Raw genomic sequence first — 15,585 nt, 5'->3', positions numbered from 1 at the left:
ATCCTTGGGCCATCGTCCGGCCCGACGTATTTTATCCCGGCCGGCAGCACGCCGCGCCGGCTGTCATATATGGGGTACCGCATGAAGGCGATGATTTCCGACCTGCTTTATTCGCGCGAGTTTCGCAATTCCATGGCCGGGGCGCTGACCCGCAAGCTGATCCGCGCCACCGCGTCGCGGATGAAGTATTCGGTCGATTTCCAGGTCGACATGCTGGCCGTCGAGCGCCCGCATTACGCCTGGTGCATGCTCAATGCCGCGCGGCTGGGCAAGGCACTGGGCCATGACCGGATCTCGGCCATCGAGTTCGGCGTCGCCGGCGGCAACGGGCTGGCCTACATGTGCGACTTTGCCGAACATGTGAAGGCGGTAACCGGGGTCGCCGTCGAATGCTACGGCTTTGACACCGGCGCCGGCATGCCAGAGCCGGAAGGCGCCTATGACCTGCCCTATTGGTTCGCCGCCAAGCAATACCGGATGGACCAGGCCGCGCTGCAAGCCCGGGTGCCACAGGCCAAGCTGGTGATCGGCGACATCCGCGAAACCATCGCCGGCTTTCTCGATGCCCACAAGCCCGCCCCGATCGGCGTGATGTTCAATGACACCGATTACCATTCCTCGACCCGCGAAAGCTTTCGCATCTTTGACGAAGTGGCAGAGAAGCCCGAACATTTCCTGCCGCGGATCTTCATGTATTTCGACGATGTTCTCGGCTCCGAGCTCGAAATGTACGGCGAACACAATGGCCAGCTGCGCGCCATTGCCGAATTGAACGCCGGGCAGGAGGCGATCCGCATCCACCGCAACCAGAACCTGATCCATCAGGATTACCTGCCGTACCGCCACCAGATCTATTATGGCCACCTGTTCGAGCACCCCGATTACAACCGCTACATCGGCGAAGGCCGTCAGGACGCGATTGAAGGTCTGCTGAAGCTCCGGGCGTGAGCGGCACTCACTGACAGAGCCGGAAGCCGCTGCTCCGGGCGATCACGTCCAGGTGCAGGTGATCGGAATGGGTGGCATCCGTCCCCGGCCCCAGCACCGTGGTGAAATGCAGGCAGGCCGTGGCGCGCACCGTGTCCTGGAACGCCTCGGCCATGCCGCCGTCACGTTCGCGTGGCTGGATCGGGATCGGCGCGCCGGACGCGAAGCGGAAACCTGTGATATCGATGCCATTGCCGACCGCATGTTCCGACAGCTTGCCATCGGGCTGCGAATTGCGGCGGCGGCAGATGTAGCTGCTGCCCTGGTCGATCGCCGCCAGCGCCCCGCGCTCGGGCAGCCTCTCTGCCGCCGGAATGACAAAATCCTGCACCCATTGCCCCAGCGCCAGCGCGGTTTCGCAGCGCATCTGGCCCGCCGGCTCCAGCGCCACCCCGCCCGGCAGGGCGCTGACCTCGACCGGCTGGCGGATGCCGCAGGCGGCATCCTCCGGTTCACTGATCGGGGCAATCGTCTGATATTGCACGCCAAGGAGATCGAGCGCGGCAAGACAGGCCGCCAGCTCAGCCGTCCCCATGGCGATGCGGTCGGGTTTCGGCGGCGTCTCTGGCGCCAGAGCTTGCCCGGCGGCGAGCGGCGCGTCGCGGCCCGGTTCATCGGCATCGGGCGTGCCGGCGCGGTCAGCAGGCCGGGCCTGCGGTTTCAGGGAAGTCTCGGGCGGCACCTCGGGCCGGGCGGGCGCGTCCGCCTCCTGCGCCACGACGGGAAAGGCGACCAGCGCCGCGACCAGAACCGCGCCCCACATCCCGCCAGATTGTGACACCCGGTCGCCAGCCGCCGCCGCCGGCGGCATGTGTCGCGGCCGCGCGTCCCCGCGCGGCGCTGGCCGGGCCGGCGGCGAACTCACATAAGCGGTGTGGCGGATTCGGCGTATCATGGCCGGTCAACGCCGGGTTTCGCCTCGGGTTCCCGTCCAGGCCGGCCGGTGGCGACGACCTGCCGAAGCCGCCCTAGCCGATCAACGTCCGCGCCTCGCGGAACGACAGCAGCCGGCGGCTGTCTTCGTCCCAAAGATGAAGGCGCGCGTTCTGAAAGCTTTCGCGGATCGTCATCCGGTTGCCGGTGGCCAGATCTGCGTGATCGCGCAGCACACGCGGCAGGCGATAGAACGGGATGCGGCTGTGCAGGTGATGCACGTGGTGAATGCCGATATTTGCGCTCAGCCATTGCAGCACCGCCGGCATCACGTAATGCGAGCTGCCATGCAGCGCGGCATCGTGCAACTGCCAGTCTTCCTCGGCCTCCCAATGGGTGGTCTCGAACTGGTGCTGCACATAGAACAGCCAGACCCCGGCGGTGGCGGCCAGCAGCGTCGAGGGCAAGAAGATCAGCAGGATCGGCATCAGCCCGCCAAACCAGAAGATCAGCCCCAGCAGGGCGAGGATCGCCGCATTGGTGCACATCGCGCTGATCCAGTAGCGCGCGGTCTCCATCAAGCCGAGCGGCAGGCGGTTTTGCAGAAAGAACAGATAGCCCGGCCCCAGGCCGAACAGTACCAGCGGATGACGATAAAGCCGGTACATCAGCCGGTTGTAAGGCGTCAGGTCGCGATATTCCGCCACGGTCAGGGTGTGGATATCGCCCATGCCGCGCCGGCCGAGATTGCCGGCAGAGCTGTGGTGAATCGAATGCGACCGCCGCCAGACGTCATAAGGTGTCAGCGTCAGCACGCCGAGCACCCGGCCCAGCCAGTCGCTGAGCGTGCGGTTGCGGAAAAACGCGCCATGGCCGCAATCGTGCTGGATGGCAAAGAGCCGCAGCAGAAAGGCCGCGTTGAGCGACGACAGCGCCAGCGTCAGCCAGTAGCTCACCCCGAGCGACCACCAGGCCAGCGCCCAGAGCAGCACGAAGGGCCCGATGGTCACCGCCAGCTCGAACCAGCTGCGCGTGGTATCGGGATCACGGTATTCCGAAAGGAGTTTGACCCAGTCGCGCGCGGCGCGCGGTTCGGGGGATCGCCGGGGCGATTGCGGTGTCTCGGTCATGCGCCTGCTTGCTCGTTGGTTGGCCGGCTTCATAGAGCAATAACCCAAGCATGCAAACGTTAGCTTAACGTCATCCGGCTCTGCGGCGCGGCTCTACAGCGGATCGATGTCGCCCTGGGCCCGCTGGGCATGGAACTCGGACGCCCATTGGGCAAAGCCGCCCTTGGCGATGGCGGTGCGCATTCCGTCCATGAGTTCCTGGTAATAATGCAGGTTGTGCCAGGTCAGCAGCATCGACGAGATGATCTCCTGGCTGCGGAACACATGATGCAGATAGGCCCGCGAATAGTTGCGGCAGGTCGGACAGCCGCAGCTTTCGTCCAGCGGCCTGGGATCGTCCTGATGGCGCGCGTTCTTGATGTTGAGCTGGCCCAGCCGGGTAAAGACCTGCCCGGTGCGCCCCGATCGCGACGGCAGCACGCAATCCATCATGTCGACGCCCCGCGCTACCGCGCCGACGATATCGTCGGGCTTGCCCACCCCCATGAGATAGCGTGGCCGGTCCTCGGGCAATTGTCCGGGCGCGAAATCGAGACAGCCGAACATCGCCTCCTGGCCTTCGCCCACCGCCAGCCCGCCGATGGCGTAGCCGTCAAAGCCGATCTCCCGCAAGGCCTCGGCGGAGTGCTGGCGCAGGTCCTGCTCCAGCCCGCCCTGCTGAATCCCGAACAGCATGTGCCCGGGGCGGTCGCCAAAGGCCGCTTTCGAACGCGCGGCCCAGCGCATCGAAAGCTCCATGCTCTCGGCGATCCGGTCGCGGTCGGCAGGCAGGGCCGGGCATTCATCGAAACACATCACGATGTCAGAGCCCAAAAGCCGCTGGATCTCCATCGAACGTTCCGGGCTGAGCATGTGTTTCGAGCCGTCGATATGCGATTTGAACGACACGCCCTGCTCGGTCAGCTTGCGCAGGCTCGCCAGGCTCATCACCTGAAAGCCGCCGCTGTCGGTCAGGATCGGCCGCTGCCAGTTCATGAAGACATGCAGCCCCCCCAGCCGGTCGATGCGCTCTGCCGTAGGCCGCAGCATCAGGTGATAGGTGTTGCCCAGCAGGATATCGGCCCCGGTCTCGCGCACGCTTTCCGGCAGCATCGCCTTGACGGTGGCGGCGGTGCCGACGGGCATGAAGGCGGGGGTGCGAATATCGCCCCGCGGGGTCGAGATCACCCCGGTGCGGGCGCGGCCATCACTGGCGTGAAGCGTGAAGGAGGTCTGTGTCATGCGCCCGGATTTGCCCGGTTTGACGGCATTTGTCGAGAGCGCGGATTTGACCCGCGCCGGCTCTGCCTTAGCTTGCAGCCCATGCATGATGATCCCAGCCCCCTGCCCGTTCTTTCCTTGCTACATCGCCCCGTAATCGCTACCGCTGCCCCGCACGGCAACCGGGGGCATGAAACATGAGCGAAGAGATCAAGCTGGGATGGGAAGAATGGGTATCGCTGCCCGACCTGGGCCTGCCGGCGCTGCGCGCCAAGGTCGACACCGGCGCGCGCACCTCGGCGCTGCACGCCTATGAGATCGAACGCTTCGGCCCGGCGTCCAAGCCCAAGGTCCGCTTTGCCGTCCACCCGATCCCCGGCCGGGACGATCTCTCGATTCCCTGCTCGGCCGAGATCATCGACCGGCGCGAGGTGATCTCGTCCAATGGCGAGGCCGAGAGCCGCTACGTGATCCGCACCAACATCAAGGTCGGCACCAAATCCTGGCCGATCGAAGTGACGCTCACCGACCGGCGCGGCATGTCGAACCACATGCTGCTGGGCCGTCAGGCGCTGACCGAAGCGGTCACCGTGGTGCCAGCCGAGAAATTCCAGCAGCCCGAGCTGAGCTTCGACGTCTATCATTCGACCCGCGTGCGCAAGATGGCGCCGAACCGGGCGCTTCGGGTGGCGGTGCTGTCGCGCGAGGCGAATTATTCCACCGCGCGGCTGGTGGCCGAGGGCGAGGAACGCGGCCATGTGGTCGAGACCATCGACACCACCCGTTGTTACATGGCGATCAACGCCCTGGCGCCGGATGTCTATTACGATGGCAAGCGGCTGCCGCGTTATGACGCGGTGATCCCGCGCATCGGCGCCTCGATCACCAGCTATGGTACCGCCGTGGTGCGCCAGTTCGAGACCATCGGCACCTATTGCATCAACGGCTCGGCCGGTATCACCCAGAGCCGCGACAAGCTCTGTGCCCATCAGCTCATGGCGCGGCACAAGATCGGCATGCCGAACACCGCCTTTGCCGCCTCGCCCAAGGACACCGACGGGCTGATCGGGCTGGTGGGCACGGCGCCGCTGATCGTCAAGCTGCTGGAATCGACGCAGGGCAAGGGCGTGGTGCTGGCCGAGACCAAGAAGGCGGCGCAATCGGTGATCGATGCCTTCCGCGGGCTCAAGGCCAATTTCCTGGTGCAGGATTTCGTCAAGGAGGCGGCCGGCGAGGACATCCGCTGCCTGGTGGTCGGCGGCAAGGTGGTGGCGGCGATGAAACGCACCGGCGCCGAGGGCGATTTCCGCTCCAACCTGCACCGTGGCGGATCGGCGCAGGTGGTGCGCATCTCCAAGGCCGAGCGCGAGGCGGCGGTCAAGGCGGCGCGGGTTTTCGGGCTGAAACTGGCCGGGGTCGATCTGCTGCGCTCGGAAGGCGGGCCGAAGGTGCTCGAGGTCAATTCCTCGCCCGGGCTTGAGGGGATCGAGAAGGCCAGCGGCAAGAACATCGCCGGTCTGCTTTACGATCACATCGAGACCCATGTGCGGCCGCAGCCGGTGCGGCGGCGGAAGACGGATTGAAATCACGCCACGCGCCTTGCCGGCGGGCTGCCTGCCCGCAGGCGCATTGTTCAGCGGTCGGATGGGCCCGGCGGGCATAAACCGTTTCGGCACACGCCGAGGATCGCCGCGCCGCGACCCGGGGATGTGCGGCTTCGGGACGTCTTGAGAAATCAGACAGTTCTCATGAAAGCGCCCTTCCCCGCCTCCCTTCGAACGTTATACTGACCACAGCTTTACAAAACGATCCGCCCGCGATTTCGGGCCTCAGACCCGGAGCTCGCAGAGAACCCATGGAAGACGTGATCCTCCCCCTGTTGCAGGACAATCTGGTGATCCTGCTGGCGGCGCTGTTCCTGATCCTCGTTGTCGTGCGCGGGGTCAAGATCGTGCCGCAACCCGAGAAATTCGTCGTCGAACGCTTCGGCCGGCTGCATGCGGTGCTTGGCCCCGGCATCAACTTCATCGTGCCCTTCCTCGACCGGGTCGCGCACCGGATCTCGATCCTCGAACGGCAGCTTCCCACCCATTCGCAGGACGCCATCACCTCGGACAACGTGCTGGTGCAGGTCGACACCTCGGTGTTCTACCGCATCATCGAGCCGGAAAAGACCGTCTATCGCATCCGCGACATCGACGCCGCGATCGAGACCACGGTGGCCGGCATCGTGCGCGCCGAGATCGGCAAGATGGAGCTCGACCATGTGCAATCCAACCGGTCGGCGCTGATCGACACCATCAAGCACAGCGTCGAGGACGCGGTGGACAACTGGGGGATCGAAGTGACACGGGCCGAGATCCTCGACGTCAATCTCGATCAGGCGACCCGCGAAGCGATGCTGCAACAACTCAATGCCGAACGCGAGCGCCGGGCACAGGTGACCAAGGCAGAGGGCGCCAAACGCGCCGTCGAACTGAACGCCGATGCCGAACTCTATGCCGCCGAACAGACCGCCAAGGCACGCCGCATCCAGGCCGATGCCGAGGCCTATGCCACCGCGGTAGTGGCCCAGGCGATCTCCGACCACGGCATCGAGGCGGCGCAATACCAGGTGGCGCTGAAACAGGTCGAGGCGATGGCCGGCCTAGGCGCCAGCGCCGGCAACCAGACGGTGGTGATCCCGGCGCAGGCGCTCGAGGCCTTCGGCGATGCCTTCAAGCTGCTCAAGGGCCGGGCGTGATGACGGAACTGGTCAACACATGGTGGGTCTGGCTGGCGGCGTCGCTGGTGCTGGGCAGCCTCGAGGTGTTGGTGCCCGGCTTCGTCTTTCTCGGCTTCGCGATTGGCGCGGCGCTGGTCGGGCTGGCGATGCTGGGACCGCTGGCCTGGCTGTCACCGGCGATGATTCTGCTGGTCTTTGCGGCCCTGTCGCTGCTGGCCTGGCTGGCGCTGCGACGGCTGTTTTCGCTGCCCAAGGGCCAAGTCAAACATTTCGACCGCGACATCAACGACTGACGTCTCGGTCCCCGGCCCGCCCCGGCGCCGCTGCCGAGGCCTCGGTCTTCCGCCGCTCGGGCCGAGAGGCCCCGGGTCAGGCCCGGGGCGCGCGTGCTGCCGGGGCATCGGCCCCTCTGGACCCTGCCGCCCCCATTCCCTATATGTTTGGTAAGAAATCAAACGAGGCCCCGTGATGAATGACGCCACCGCGCCAATGGAAGGCGCGCCGCTGATCAAGCCTTCGAGCACCGAACACCCGCTCTACGACAATATCGTCGAAGCCTGCCGGACGGTCTATGATCCCGAGATCCCGGTGAATATCTACGATCTCGGTCTGGTCTACACGATCGAGATCAGCCCCGAAAACAAGGTCATGATCATCATGACCCTCACCGCGCCGGGCTGTCCGGTGGCCGGGGAAATGCCCGGCTGGCTGGTGGATGCGGTCTCGCCCGTCGATGGCGTGCAGGAGGTCGATGTCGAGATCACCTGGGATCCGCCCTGGGGCATGGACATGATGAGCGACGAGGCCCGGCTCGAGCTGGGGTTCATGTAGGCGCCGATGACGTCGCAGAAGGCGCGCATGCAGGCCGGCGAGCTTTATGATGCCGGCGATCCCGAGCTGGTGGCGGCGCGGCAGCGCGCCCAGAGCCTGATGCGCGACTACAACGCCACGATCTACGGCGAAGGCGCGGCCCGCGCCGCCATTCTGGACGAACTTCTGGGCCGCCGGGGCGACGGCTGCGCCCTGCGCGCGCCGCTTTTTGTCGATTACGGCTGGAACGTGTTTCTGGGCGACAAGGTGTTTCTCAACTATGGCTGCGTGCTGCTTGATGTCTGTCCGATCACCATCGGCGACATGACCCAGATCGGCCCCTATGTGCAGATCCTCACCGCCGATCACCCGCGCGACCCGGAAACCCGTGATCGGGGGCTGGAATTCGGCCGGCCGGTGACCATTGGCCGCAATGTCTGGATCGGCGGCGGCGCGATCCTTCTGCCCGGCGTCAACATCGGCGATGACGCGGTGATCGGCGCCGGCGCCGTTGTCACCCGCGACGTGGCCGCCGGCATCACGGTTGGCGGAAATCCGGCCCGCCCGCTTGTTTCGCGCCGGGTGCAGGCTTAGGTAAGGCGCAAAGGAGACCCGCTCATGTTTGGCATCCCCGGCAAGCAAGCCGTGACCATGACCCCCGCCGCGATCCGCCAGATCGTGAAACTGATGCAGCAGAAAGGCCATGCCGGCCTGCGCATCGGCGTCAAGAAAGGCGGCTGCGCGGGCATGGAATACACCATGGATTTCGCCGACGAGATCGGCGAAAACGACGAGGTGGTCGATCAGGATGGCGCCCGCGTGATGATTGCGCCGATGGCGCAGATGTTCCTCTTCGGCACCGAGATCGACTACCAGACCTCGCTTCTGGAAAGCGGCTTCAAGTTCAACAATCCCAATGTCGAAGACGCCTGCGGCTGCGGCGAATCGATCAAGTTCAAGGATGTCGAGGAGCTGGCCGAGGAATTCCCCGACGGCATTCCGAAGCTGAGCTGAGCCACGCCGCTCCGCCGGCCGCTCATTGCCCGGTCAGCCGCGGGTCATAGGGATAACGTGACAGCAGTTCATAACCGGTCTCGGTGATCAGCACCTGATCCTCCAGCTTGATCGAGAAATCGCCACCCTCGGGGCTGATCAGCGCCTCGACACAAAGCGTCATGCCCGGTTCCAGCGCATAATCGAAGGCGCCGGGCATCATGTGATCGGGATAGGCCACCAGCGGCCATTCATCGCAGAGCCCGACACCATGGGCCAGACAGCTGTATTTCTGCATCTCGAACTCCGGCCGCAGGCGGTGGCAATTGCGGCTCAGATCCTCGATCTGCACGCCCGGCCCCAACATGTCCATGTTGCTTCGGATGTGGTCGAGCCCATGGCGCATCGCGTCGACCATGTCGGGCCGTGGCGGCCCCGGGTCGATCCACCAGGTCCGGCTGATGTCGGTGCAGAAGCCATAGGCGCCCACCAGATCGGTGTCGAAGGCGAGGATCTCGTTTTCCTGCACGATCCGGCCGCCGCATTCCTGAAACCAGGGGTTGGTGCGCGGCCCCGAAGTCAGCAGCCGCGTCTCGATCCATTCGCCACCCCGGCGGATGTTCTCGGCATGCAGCACCGCCCAGATGTCATCTTCGCTCACATCGCCGCGCGGCACCTCTGCCCGGGCAAAGCGCTCCATTTCGGCCATGGCCGCCTCGCAGGCATGGATCGCGCAGCGCATTGCGCGGATCTCGTCCGCCCCCTTGATGCTGCGGGCCTTTTCCGTGGCCTCTTCGCCGGGGAAGATGCGGATGCCCAGCCCCTCGAGCGCCCGCAGCCCGTGCTGCATGATCTTGTCCACCCCCAGCCGCATCCCGCCGCCGCCATGGTCAGCCAGCAGATCGCGCACCTCGCCTGCAAAGACCGTCGCTGCCGCCTCCAGCCCGTCGCCGCGGCTGAAGTAGAACAGATCGGCGCCCGAGCGCTGTTCGCGCACCAGCGGGTTGAAGCCGGAAAGAAAGGGCGCCACCCGGTAATCCCAGATCACCATGTAGCCGTCGGCACAGACCAGCACGGCGCGGAACGGGTTGTGGGTGTTCCAGAGCTGCATGTTGGTGCTGTCGGTGGCATAGCGGATGTTGAGCGGATCGAAGACCAGAAGCCCGCCCCAGCCGCGGGCCTGCACCGCCTGCACCAGCCGCTGCCAGCGCCAGCGCCGCATCGCCTGAAGATCGGGCAGCGCCAGCCCCGCCGCCGCCCATTCGTCATAGGCCAGCCGCGTCGGCCCGATCTCGACCCGATCAGCATCGTTGGGCGTGTTGTCGGCCAGCCGCCGCCCCTGGCCCGGATCGATCTTGCGCCGGGTGCTGTAGGGTTCGAACCTGTCCTTGCTCATGGGGCCTCCGGGATCGCTCGCACCGAGTATGACCCGATGCCAGACGCCCCGATGCGCCGGATTGCGACCTGTCGGGGCGGCGGAAACGACCTGCCGTCCGCCTCAGCCCTTCAGGTGCAGGTACGTCTCGTTGAACCGCTTGGCGAGGTGATCGCCGGCGCGGATCACCGCGCCCGAGCCCGGCGGCGCGACAATGGCGTCATGATTGGGGTTGAAGAACATCGGCACCGAGATTCGCTCCTGCTCGGAGCCCTTCACCCGATGCAGCGTCGCCACCACCTGCCCCTCGGTCCACATCTCGAGCATTTCGCCGAAATTGATGATGAAGCTGCCGGGCTGCGCGGCGACCGGCAGCCAGCGCCCGTCGCGGCTATGCACCTCGAGCCCCGGCACCCCGTCGGTGGCCAGCAGCGTCAGACAGCCGTAATCGGTATGCGGGGCGATGCCGAAATCCTTTTCGCCGGCCCAGGTCGGGCGTTCGGGATAGTAATTGCCCCGCAAGAGCGCCATCGGCCGGGTGAACTTGTCGTCGAAATAATCCTCGGGCGCGTCGATGGCCCGCGCGATGCCGCGCAGCATGTCGCGCGCCACGACCAGCGCATCGCTGTAATAGGCCTGCACGATGCGCCGGAACCGCGCGGGCCGCGCCGGCCAGAGGTTGTCGGCATAGACCGGCAGATCAAGGCCGCGCAGCGGATCGCCCGCCGCCAGTTCAAAGCCGCAATCGAAGACCTGCTTGTAATCGGGATTGGCGCCGGGATCGACCTGTTCGCTCTGCGCCGCGCCCCAGCCCCGGTTCGACCCGGTGCGCGCCATGTCGACCGCGCGTTTCTCGGCCTCGGGCCGGCGAAAGAAATCGCGGTAGGCGGCGATCACCGCCGTCACCCGGGCCGCATCGAGCGCGGTACCGTTCAGGACGAGAAAGCCGATCTCCTGCGCCGCCACCCGCAGGGCATCGAGCGTCAGCGGATCGCCCGCGCGCAGCGAACAGGCGTCGATCCTCGGTATCATGCTGGCGCCTCCCTTGCCGGCCGGCCGCTGTGCGTCGGGCCCCTGTGCCTCGGCCCCCTGTGTTTCAGAACCCCCGCGGTCCTGCAACCGGGGTTGACCTTTGGCCGGCAGCGGCAATGATGCGCGCCAATCAAACCAGAGGAGTGGTCATGCGCAGAAAACTTGCCGCCGGCAATTGGAAGATGAACGGAACCTCGGCCGAGCTCGCCCGGCTGACAACCCTGGCCGAAAGCCACGGCTCCGCCGGCTGCGACGTGCTGATCTGCCCGCCCGCCACCCTGCTCAGCCGCGCCGCCGAGGCGCTCTCGGGCAGCGCCATCGCGGTTGGCGGACAGGATTGCCACGGCGCCACCAGCGGCGCCCATACCGGCGACATCTCGGCCGGGATGCTGAAGGACGCTGGCGCCAGCCACGTGATCCTCGGCCATTCCGAGCGCCGGGCCGACCATGGCGAAGGCGATGCCCTGGTGCGCACCAAATCCGAGGCCGCCATTGCCGCCGGGCTGACCGCGGTGATCTGCCTCGGCGAAAGCCTCTCAGAGCGCGAGGCCGGGCAGACGCTCGACGTGATCGGCACCCAGCTCGAAGGTTCCACCCCCGATGGCGCCAGCGGCGCGCGCGTGGTCATCGCCTATGAGCCGGTCTGGGCGATCGGCACCGGCAAGGTGCCCACCACCGATCAGATCGGCGAGGTGCATGATTTCATCCGCGCGGGCCTCACCCGCCGGTTCGGCGCCGAGGCCGGCGATGCCATCCGCATTCTCTACGGCGGTTCGGTCAAGCCGGGCAATGCGGCCGAGATCTTTGCGGTCTCGAATGTCGACGGTGCGCTGGTGGGGGGCGCCAGCCTGAAGCCTGAGGATTTCGGCCCGATCATCGACACCCTCGAGGCCAGCGCGGGCTGAGACTGCGGCAGCGAGGGGCCAGCCCCTCGCGCTCCCCGCGGTATTTCCGGCAAGAGGAAAGCAGACTGCAAAGGCGACGCCCGGATGGAGCGTCGCCTTTTTGGTTTGTCGGGAACAGGCGCGCGGCGGCGCGGGCGCAGGTCTATTGAACCACGATCTCCGGCCCCATGAAGGTGGTGGGAAGCCAGGTCGAGAGCCAGGGGATGTAGGTCACCATGATCAGGAAGACGAAGAGCACCGCGAGGAAGGGCAGCGCCGCCTTGACCACCCGCATCATCGGCATCCCCGCCACCCCGGAGGTGACAAAGAGGTTGAGGCCGACCGGCGGGGTGATCATGCCGATCTCCATGTTGACGACCATGATGATCCCGAGGTGGATCGGATCGATGCCGAGTTCGATGGCAATCGGAAACACCAGCGGCGCCACGATCACGATCAGCCCCGAGGGCTCCATGAACTGACCGCCGATCAGCAGGATCACGTTCACGATCACCAGGAACATCACCGCGCCGAAGCCCGCCGCGAGCATCGAGGCGGCGATCTGTTGCGGGATCTGCTCGTCGGTCAGCACGTGTTTCAGGATCAGTGCATTGGCGATGATGAACATCAGCGTGACCGTCAGCTTGCCGGCCTCGAACAGCGTGTCGCGGGTGTCGCGGTGCACGAAGGCGGTGACCAGCGCGATGGTCTTCTGCATCAGCGACAGGTTGCGCTCGCCCTCGGGACGCGACAGCGGCCCCATGTCACGATAGACGAAGGTGGCGATGAAGAAGGCATAGACCGCCGCCACCGCCGCCGCCTCGGTCGGGGTGAAGATGCCGCCGTAGATGCCGCCCAGGATGATGACGATGAGGAACAGGCCCCAGCCGGCCTCTGCGCCGGACTCGAAGACCTCGCCCCAGCCCTTCCATTCGCCCTTGGGCAGCGCGCGGATGCGGGCGATGATGTAGATCGTCACCATCAGCATGGTGCCCGCCATCAGCCCCGGAATGACACCGGCCAGAAACATCCGCCCGACCGACACATCCGTGGCGGAGGCATAGACCACCATGACGATGGAGGGCGGGATCAGGATGCCCAGGGTGCCGGCGTTGGCGATCACGCCGGCGGCGAAATCCTTGGAATAGCCGACCTGGCGCATGCCGGCGATGACGATCGAACCGATGGCCACCACGGTTGCCGGCGACGAGCCGGAGAGCGCGGCAAAGAGCATGCAGGCAAAGACGCCGGCGATCGCCAGGCCGCCGTGGAAATGGCCGACCAGCGCGATCGAGAAGCGGATGATCCGCTTCGCCACGCCGCCGGTCGACATGAAGCTGGACGCCAGGATGAAGAACGGGATCGCCAGCAGCGTGTAATGGCCCGCCATCGCCTGAAAGAAAGTCTGGGCAATCGAGGCCAGCGAGGTGTCCGACAGCAGCAGCAGGAACAGGATGGACGACATGCCGAGCGAAACGGCGATGGGCACGCCGATCAGCATCAGGCCGATCACCATGACAAAGAGGAAGACGACTTCCATTGGGTTATTCCTCGTAGTTCATGTGGCGGACATCATCGACGGCGTCTTCGGCCTCATGGCTGACAATCAGCCCCTCGGCCTTGTCAGTCACCAGACGCAGGAAGGCCTGGATGAAGCGAAAGAGCAGCAGCGCCGCGCCGAAAGGCAGCATGGCATAGGGGATGAAACGCGGGATCTTCTCGTAGGCCTCGCCTTCGTTCATCGCATCACCGAGCCAGGCCAGAAAGGCCGGCATCGGGATGTCGTTGACCTCGTACCAGGCGCGGAACGACGAACGCCCCATCTCTTCCAAGCCGGTGGGGAACCAGCGGCCGGTGGTCTGCGGCAGATTTGCGAAATTGGCCCAGTAGTCCCAGGACCCCTTGAGCAGCAGGAAGGCATAGACGATGCAGATCACCCCGGCGATCAGCGCCAGCGCCTTGCGCACCGGCCGGTCGAACAGGTTGATCACCGCGTCGACGCCGAGATGGGCGGTGACCTTGACCGCATAGCTCACCCCGAAGAGCACCAGCCAGGCGAAGAGAAAGGCGGTCATCTCCAGCCCCCAGATCAGCCCGGTGTTGAAGCCATAGCGCAAAACGACGTTGATGAAGGTGATGATGGTCATGGCGCCGAGGATCAGCGCGATGAAGGTTTCCTCGAGCTCATGGACCATGCGGCCCAGAATCCCCTTGGGTTCGTAATGGGCTGACATCGCCCGTCCCCTTTTCGTCTGGAAGTTGCCGGACACCCGGCGCGTTGCCGGCCGTGCCCCGGAAGTGAAACGGGCCGGGATCGTTGCGGATCCCGGCCCCTGTCCCCGCGGTCTGGCGGTCCCGGCCCGCAAGCGGGCCGGGTCGGCAGTGCCGGATCAGTTCATGTTATTGATCGCCTGCGCGGCGTCGATGTTCTCCTGGCCGACGTCCTCGGTGAATTCCGCCCAGACCGGCTTCATTGCGTCCACCCAGGCCTGGCGCTGATCGGCGTCGAGCTGGCGCACGGTGCCGCCGGCATCGATGATCGCCTGCTTGGCCTCGCCGTTCACCTTGGCCGATTCCGAGTTCCGGGTTTCGGTCACCTCGTCGACGATGGTGCGGAGCTGCTCGCGCACATCATCGGGCAGGTTGTCCCAGAAATCCACCGAGGTCACGAGCAGGTAGTCGAGAATGCCGTGGTTGGTCTCGGTGATGCCGTCCTGCACCTCAAAGAACTTCTGGCCGTAGATGTTGGACCAGGTGTTTTCCTGACCGTCGACAACGCCGGTCTGAAGCGCGCCGTAGACCTCCGAAAAGGCCATCGGCTGCGGCGAGGCGCCCATCGCCGACATCTGCGCCTTGAGCACGTCCGACGATTGCACCCGGAACTTCAGGCCTTCGGCGTCGGACGGCACCAGAAGCGGCTTGTTGGCCGACATCTGCTTCATGCCATTGTGCCAGAACGCCAGGCCCAGCAGGCCGCGGCGGGTCATCGATTCCTTCATCGCCTGGCCGGTTTCCGAGTTCTGGAAGGCGTCGACGGCGTTGATGTCGTTGAACATGAACGGCAGATCGAAAATCCGGAACTGTTTGGTGAAGCGCTCGAATTTCGACAGCGAGGGCGCCGCGAACTGGACGTCGCCGTTCAGCATCGCCTCGAGCACTTGGTCATCGTTGTAGAGGGTCGAGTTCGGAAAGACCTCCATGCAGGCTTTGCCGTTCATTTCCTCGTTGACGCGCTTTTCCAGCAGCGAGGCGGCAATGCCCTTGGGGTGTTTGTCGGTGTTGGTGACATGGGCGAACTTGATGACGATCTCGCCCTCTTCGCAGGCCGCCAGCGCACCGGATGCGGTGGTGACGGTCAAGGCCACGGCAGTTGCGGCGGTTGTCAGGAATGTTTTCATGGTCTCTCCTCCCGAGAATTGACGCGCCCGGAGTGCGCTCCGGACCGATGACCGTACTAGACAGCGCGGCGGGAATCCGCTCAAGAGGTTGTGATCGCAGGTGAGAATAATCCTTCAACCAACTGATTTTATTTAAATTTCAAATTTCAAGTCCGAGCACCACATGACACCTGTGCGA

Annotated in this window: 16 protein-coding genes; 8 read left to right on the top strand and 8 right to left on the bottom strand. The window is 65.3% G+C overall.

Features of this window, described 5'->3' with window-relative positions; translation table 11 throughout:
* The first annotated feature begins 81 nt into the window (after positions 1-81).
* Entirely contained in the window at positions 82-948 is an 867-nt protein-coding gene (locus PVW49_RS00745) for a hypothetical protein (RefSeq protein WP_211568867.1), read from the top strand.
* Between the two features lie 7 nt (positions 949-955).
* Here PVW49_RS00745 and PVW49_RS00740 read toward each other — a convergent pair whose 3' ends face one another.
* From PVW49_RS00740 to tgt, 3 genes are all read right to left on the bottom strand, one after another.
* Positions 956-1,768, bottom strand: a complete 813-nt coding sequence (locus PVW49_RS00740) for an extensin-like domain-containing protein (RefSeq protein WP_139211347.1) — start codon at positions 1,766-1,768, stop codon at positions 956-958.
* A gap of 187 nt (positions 1,769-1,955) precedes the next feature.
* Positions 1,956-2,990: a fatty acid desaturase gene (locus tag PVW49_RS00735; RefSeq protein WP_048531993.1), complete on the bottom strand. Its 1,035-nt coding sequence runs from the start codon at positions 2,988-2,990 to the stop codon at positions 1,956-1,958.
* Positions 2,991-3,083: 93 nt separating this feature from the next.
* On the bottom strand, positions 3,084-4,211 hold the full coding sequence (gene tgt / locus PVW49_RS00730) for a tRNA guanosine(34) transglycosylase Tgt (RefSeq protein WP_074836810.1): 1,128 nt from the start codon (positions 4,209-4,211) through the stop codon (positions 3,084-3,086).
* Positions 4,212-4,387: 176 nt separating this feature from the next.
* Here tgt and rimK point away from each other — a divergent pair, with 176 nt between their 5' ends.
* The 6 genes from rimK (at position 4,388) to PVW49_RS00700 (ending at position 8,739) form a co-directional block, all read left to right on the top strand.
* Positions 4,388-5,773 (top strand): 30S ribosomal protein S6--L-glutamate ligase, encoded by a 1,386-nt coding sequence (gene rimK, locus PVW49_RS00725; RefSeq protein WP_048531994.1) that lies wholly within the window; start codon positions 4,388-4,390, stop codon positions 5,771-5,773.
* A gap of 272 nt (positions 5,774-6,045) precedes the next feature.
* Positions 6,046-6,933, top strand: a complete 888-nt coding sequence (locus tag PVW49_RS00720; RefSeq protein WP_274589665.1) for an SPFH domain-containing protein — start codon at positions 6,046-6,048, stop codon at positions 6,931-6,933.
* The gene (locus tag PVW49_RS00715) at positions 6,933-7,208 is read left to right on the top strand and encodes an NfeD family protein (protein ID WP_274589664.1); all 276 of its coding nucleotides are present in this window, start codon (positions 6,933-6,935) and stop codon (positions 7,206-7,208) included. The genes PVW49_RS00720 and PVW49_RS00715 overlap by 1 nt, the downstream gene beginning before the upstream one ends.
* A 175-nt stretch (positions 7,209-7,383) precedes the next feature.
* The gene (locus tag PVW49_RS00710) at positions 7,384-7,746 is read left to right on the top strand and encodes an SUF system Fe-S cluster assembly protein (RefSeq protein ID WP_048531997.1); all 363 of its coding nucleotides are present in this window, start codon (positions 7,384-7,386) and stop codon (positions 7,744-7,746) included.
* A gap of 6 nt (positions 7,747-7,752) precedes the next feature.
* Positions 7,753-8,319 carry a sugar O-acetyltransferase gene (locus tag PVW49_RS00705; RefSeq protein WP_274589663.1) on the top strand — a complete coding sequence of 189 codons (567 nt, stop codon included), beginning with the start codon at positions 7,753-7,755 and terminating at the stop codon, positions 8,317-8,319.
* 24 nt (positions 8,320-8,343) lie between these two features.
* Positions 8,344-8,739 carry a HesB/IscA family protein gene (locus PVW49_RS00700; protein ID WP_048531999.1) on the top strand — a complete coding sequence of 132 codons (396 nt, stop codon included), beginning with the start codon at positions 8,344-8,346 and terminating at the stop codon, positions 8,737-8,739.
* Between the two features lie 22 nt (positions 8,740-8,761).
* On the opposite strand, the gene dddP is transcribed toward PVW49_RS00700, so the two are convergent.
* Both dddP and PVW49_RS00690 read right to left on the bottom strand, forming a co-directional pair.
* Positions 8,762-10,114, bottom strand: coding sequence for a dimethylsulfonioproprionate lyase DddP (gene dddP, locus PVW49_RS00695; RefSeq protein WP_274589662.1), 1,353 nt, complete (start codon positions 10,112-10,114; stop codon positions 8,762-8,764).
* A gap of 102 nt (positions 10,115-10,216) precedes the next feature.
* Positions 10,217-11,125 carry an isopenicillin N synthase family dioxygenase gene (locus PVW49_RS00690; RefSeq protein WP_274589661.1) on the bottom strand — a complete coding sequence of 303 codons (909 nt, stop codon included), beginning with the start codon at positions 11,123-11,125 and terminating at the stop codon, positions 10,217-10,219.
* Positions 11,126-11,274: 149 nt separating this feature from the next.
* Here PVW49_RS00690 and tpiA point away from each other — a divergent pair, with 149 nt between their 5' ends.
* The gene (gene tpiA / locus PVW49_RS00685) at positions 11,275-12,030 is read left to right on the top strand and encodes a triose-phosphate isomerase (protein ID WP_274589660.1); all 756 of its coding nucleotides are present in this window, start codon (positions 11,275-11,277) and stop codon (positions 12,028-12,030) included.
* Positions 12,031-12,172: 142 nt separating this feature from the next.
* On the opposite strand, the gene PVW49_RS00680 is transcribed toward tpiA, so the two are convergent.
* The 3 genes from PVW49_RS00680 to PVW49_RS00670 form a co-directional block, all read right to left on the bottom strand.
* A complete protein-coding gene (locus PVW49_RS00680) occupies positions 12,173-13,549 on the bottom strand; it encodes a TRAP transporter large permease (RefSeq protein ID WP_274589659.1) in 1,377 nt (458 codons plus the stop codon).
* 4 nt (positions 13,550-13,553) lie between these two features.
* Positions 13,554-14,243, bottom strand: a complete 690-nt coding sequence (locus PVW49_RS00675; RefSeq protein WP_048532004.1) for a TRAP transporter small permease — start codon at positions 14,241-14,243, stop codon at positions 13,554-13,556.
* Positions 14,244-14,399: 156 nt separating this feature from the next.
* A complete protein-coding gene (locus tag PVW49_RS00670) occupies positions 14,400-15,407 on the bottom strand; it encodes a DctP family TRAP transporter solute-binding subunit (protein WP_048532005.1) in 1,008 nt (335 codons plus the stop codon).
* Between the last annotated feature and the right edge of the window lie 178 nt (positions 15,408-15,585).

The sequence above is a fragment of the Marinovum sp. PR37 genome (genome assembly GCF_028807375.1).
Taxonomy (GTDB): Bacteria; Pseudomonadota; Alphaproteobacteria; order Rhodobacterales; family Rhodobacteraceae; genus Marinovum; species Marinovum algicola.
The sequence above is the reverse complement of the archived record's forward strand: the minus strand, read 5'-3'. Positions and strand labels throughout refer to the sequence as shown.

Bases quoted from the DNA above. Each gene is read 5' to 3' on its own strand.
- PVW49_RS00700 (WP_048531999.1), top strand. From the start codon at position 8,344: ATGTTTGGCATCCCCGGCAAGCAAGCCGTGACCATGACCCCCGCCGCG.
- dddP (WP_274589662.1), bottom strand. From the start codon at position 10,114: ATGAGCAAGGACAGGTTCGAACCCTACAGCACCCGGCGCAAGATCGAT.
- tpiA (WP_274589660.1), top strand. From the start codon at position 11,275: ATGCGCAGAAAACTTGCCGCCGGCAATTGGAAGATGAACGGAACCTCG.
- PVW49_RS00715 (WP_274589664.1), top strand. From the start codon at position 6,933: ATGACGGAACTGGTCAACACATGGTGGGTCTGGCTGGCGGCGTCGCTG.
- PVW49_RS00705 (WP_274589663.1), top strand. From the start codon at position 7,753: ATGACGTCGCAGAAGGCGCGCATGCAGGCCGGCGAGCTTTATGATGCC.
- PVW49_RS00670 (WP_048532005.1), bottom strand. From the start codon at position 15,407: ATGAAAACATTCCTGACAACCGCCGCAACTGCCGTGGCCTTGACCGTC.
- PVW49_RS00710 (WP_048531997.1), top strand. From the start codon at position 7,384: ATGAATGACGCCACCGCGCCAATGGAAGGCGCGCCGCTGATCAAGCCT.
- PVW49_RS00720 (WP_274589665.1), top strand. From the start codon at position 6,046: ATGGAAGACGTGATCCTCCCCCTGTTGCAGGACAATCTGGTGATCCTG.
- PVW49_RS00735 (WP_048531993.1), bottom strand. From the start codon at position 2,990: ATGACCGAGACACCGCAATCGCCCCGGCGATCCCCCGAACCGCGCGCC.
- PVW49_RS00680 (WP_274589659.1), bottom strand. From the start codon at position 13,549: ATGGAAGTCGTCTTCCTCTTTGTCATGGTGATCGGCCTGATGCTGATC.
- PVW49_RS00690 (WP_274589661.1), bottom strand. From the start codon at position 11,125: ATGATACCGAGGATCGACGCCTGTTCGCTGCGCGCGGGCGATCCGCTG.
- rimK (WP_048531994.1), top strand. From the start codon at position 4,388: ATGAGCGAAGAGATCAAGCTGGGATGGGAAGAATGGGTATCGCTGCCC.
- tgt (WP_074836810.1), bottom strand. From the start codon at position 4,211: ATGACACAGACCTCCTTCACGCTTCACGCCAGTGATGGCCGCGCCCGC.
- PVW49_RS00675 (WP_048532004.1), bottom strand. From the start codon at position 14,243: ATGTCAGCCCATTACGAACCCAAGGGGATTCTGGGCCGCATGGTCCAT.
- PVW49_RS00745 (WP_211568867.1), top strand. From the start codon at position 82: ATGAAGGCGATGATTTCCGACCTGCTTTATTCGCGCGAGTTTCGCAAT.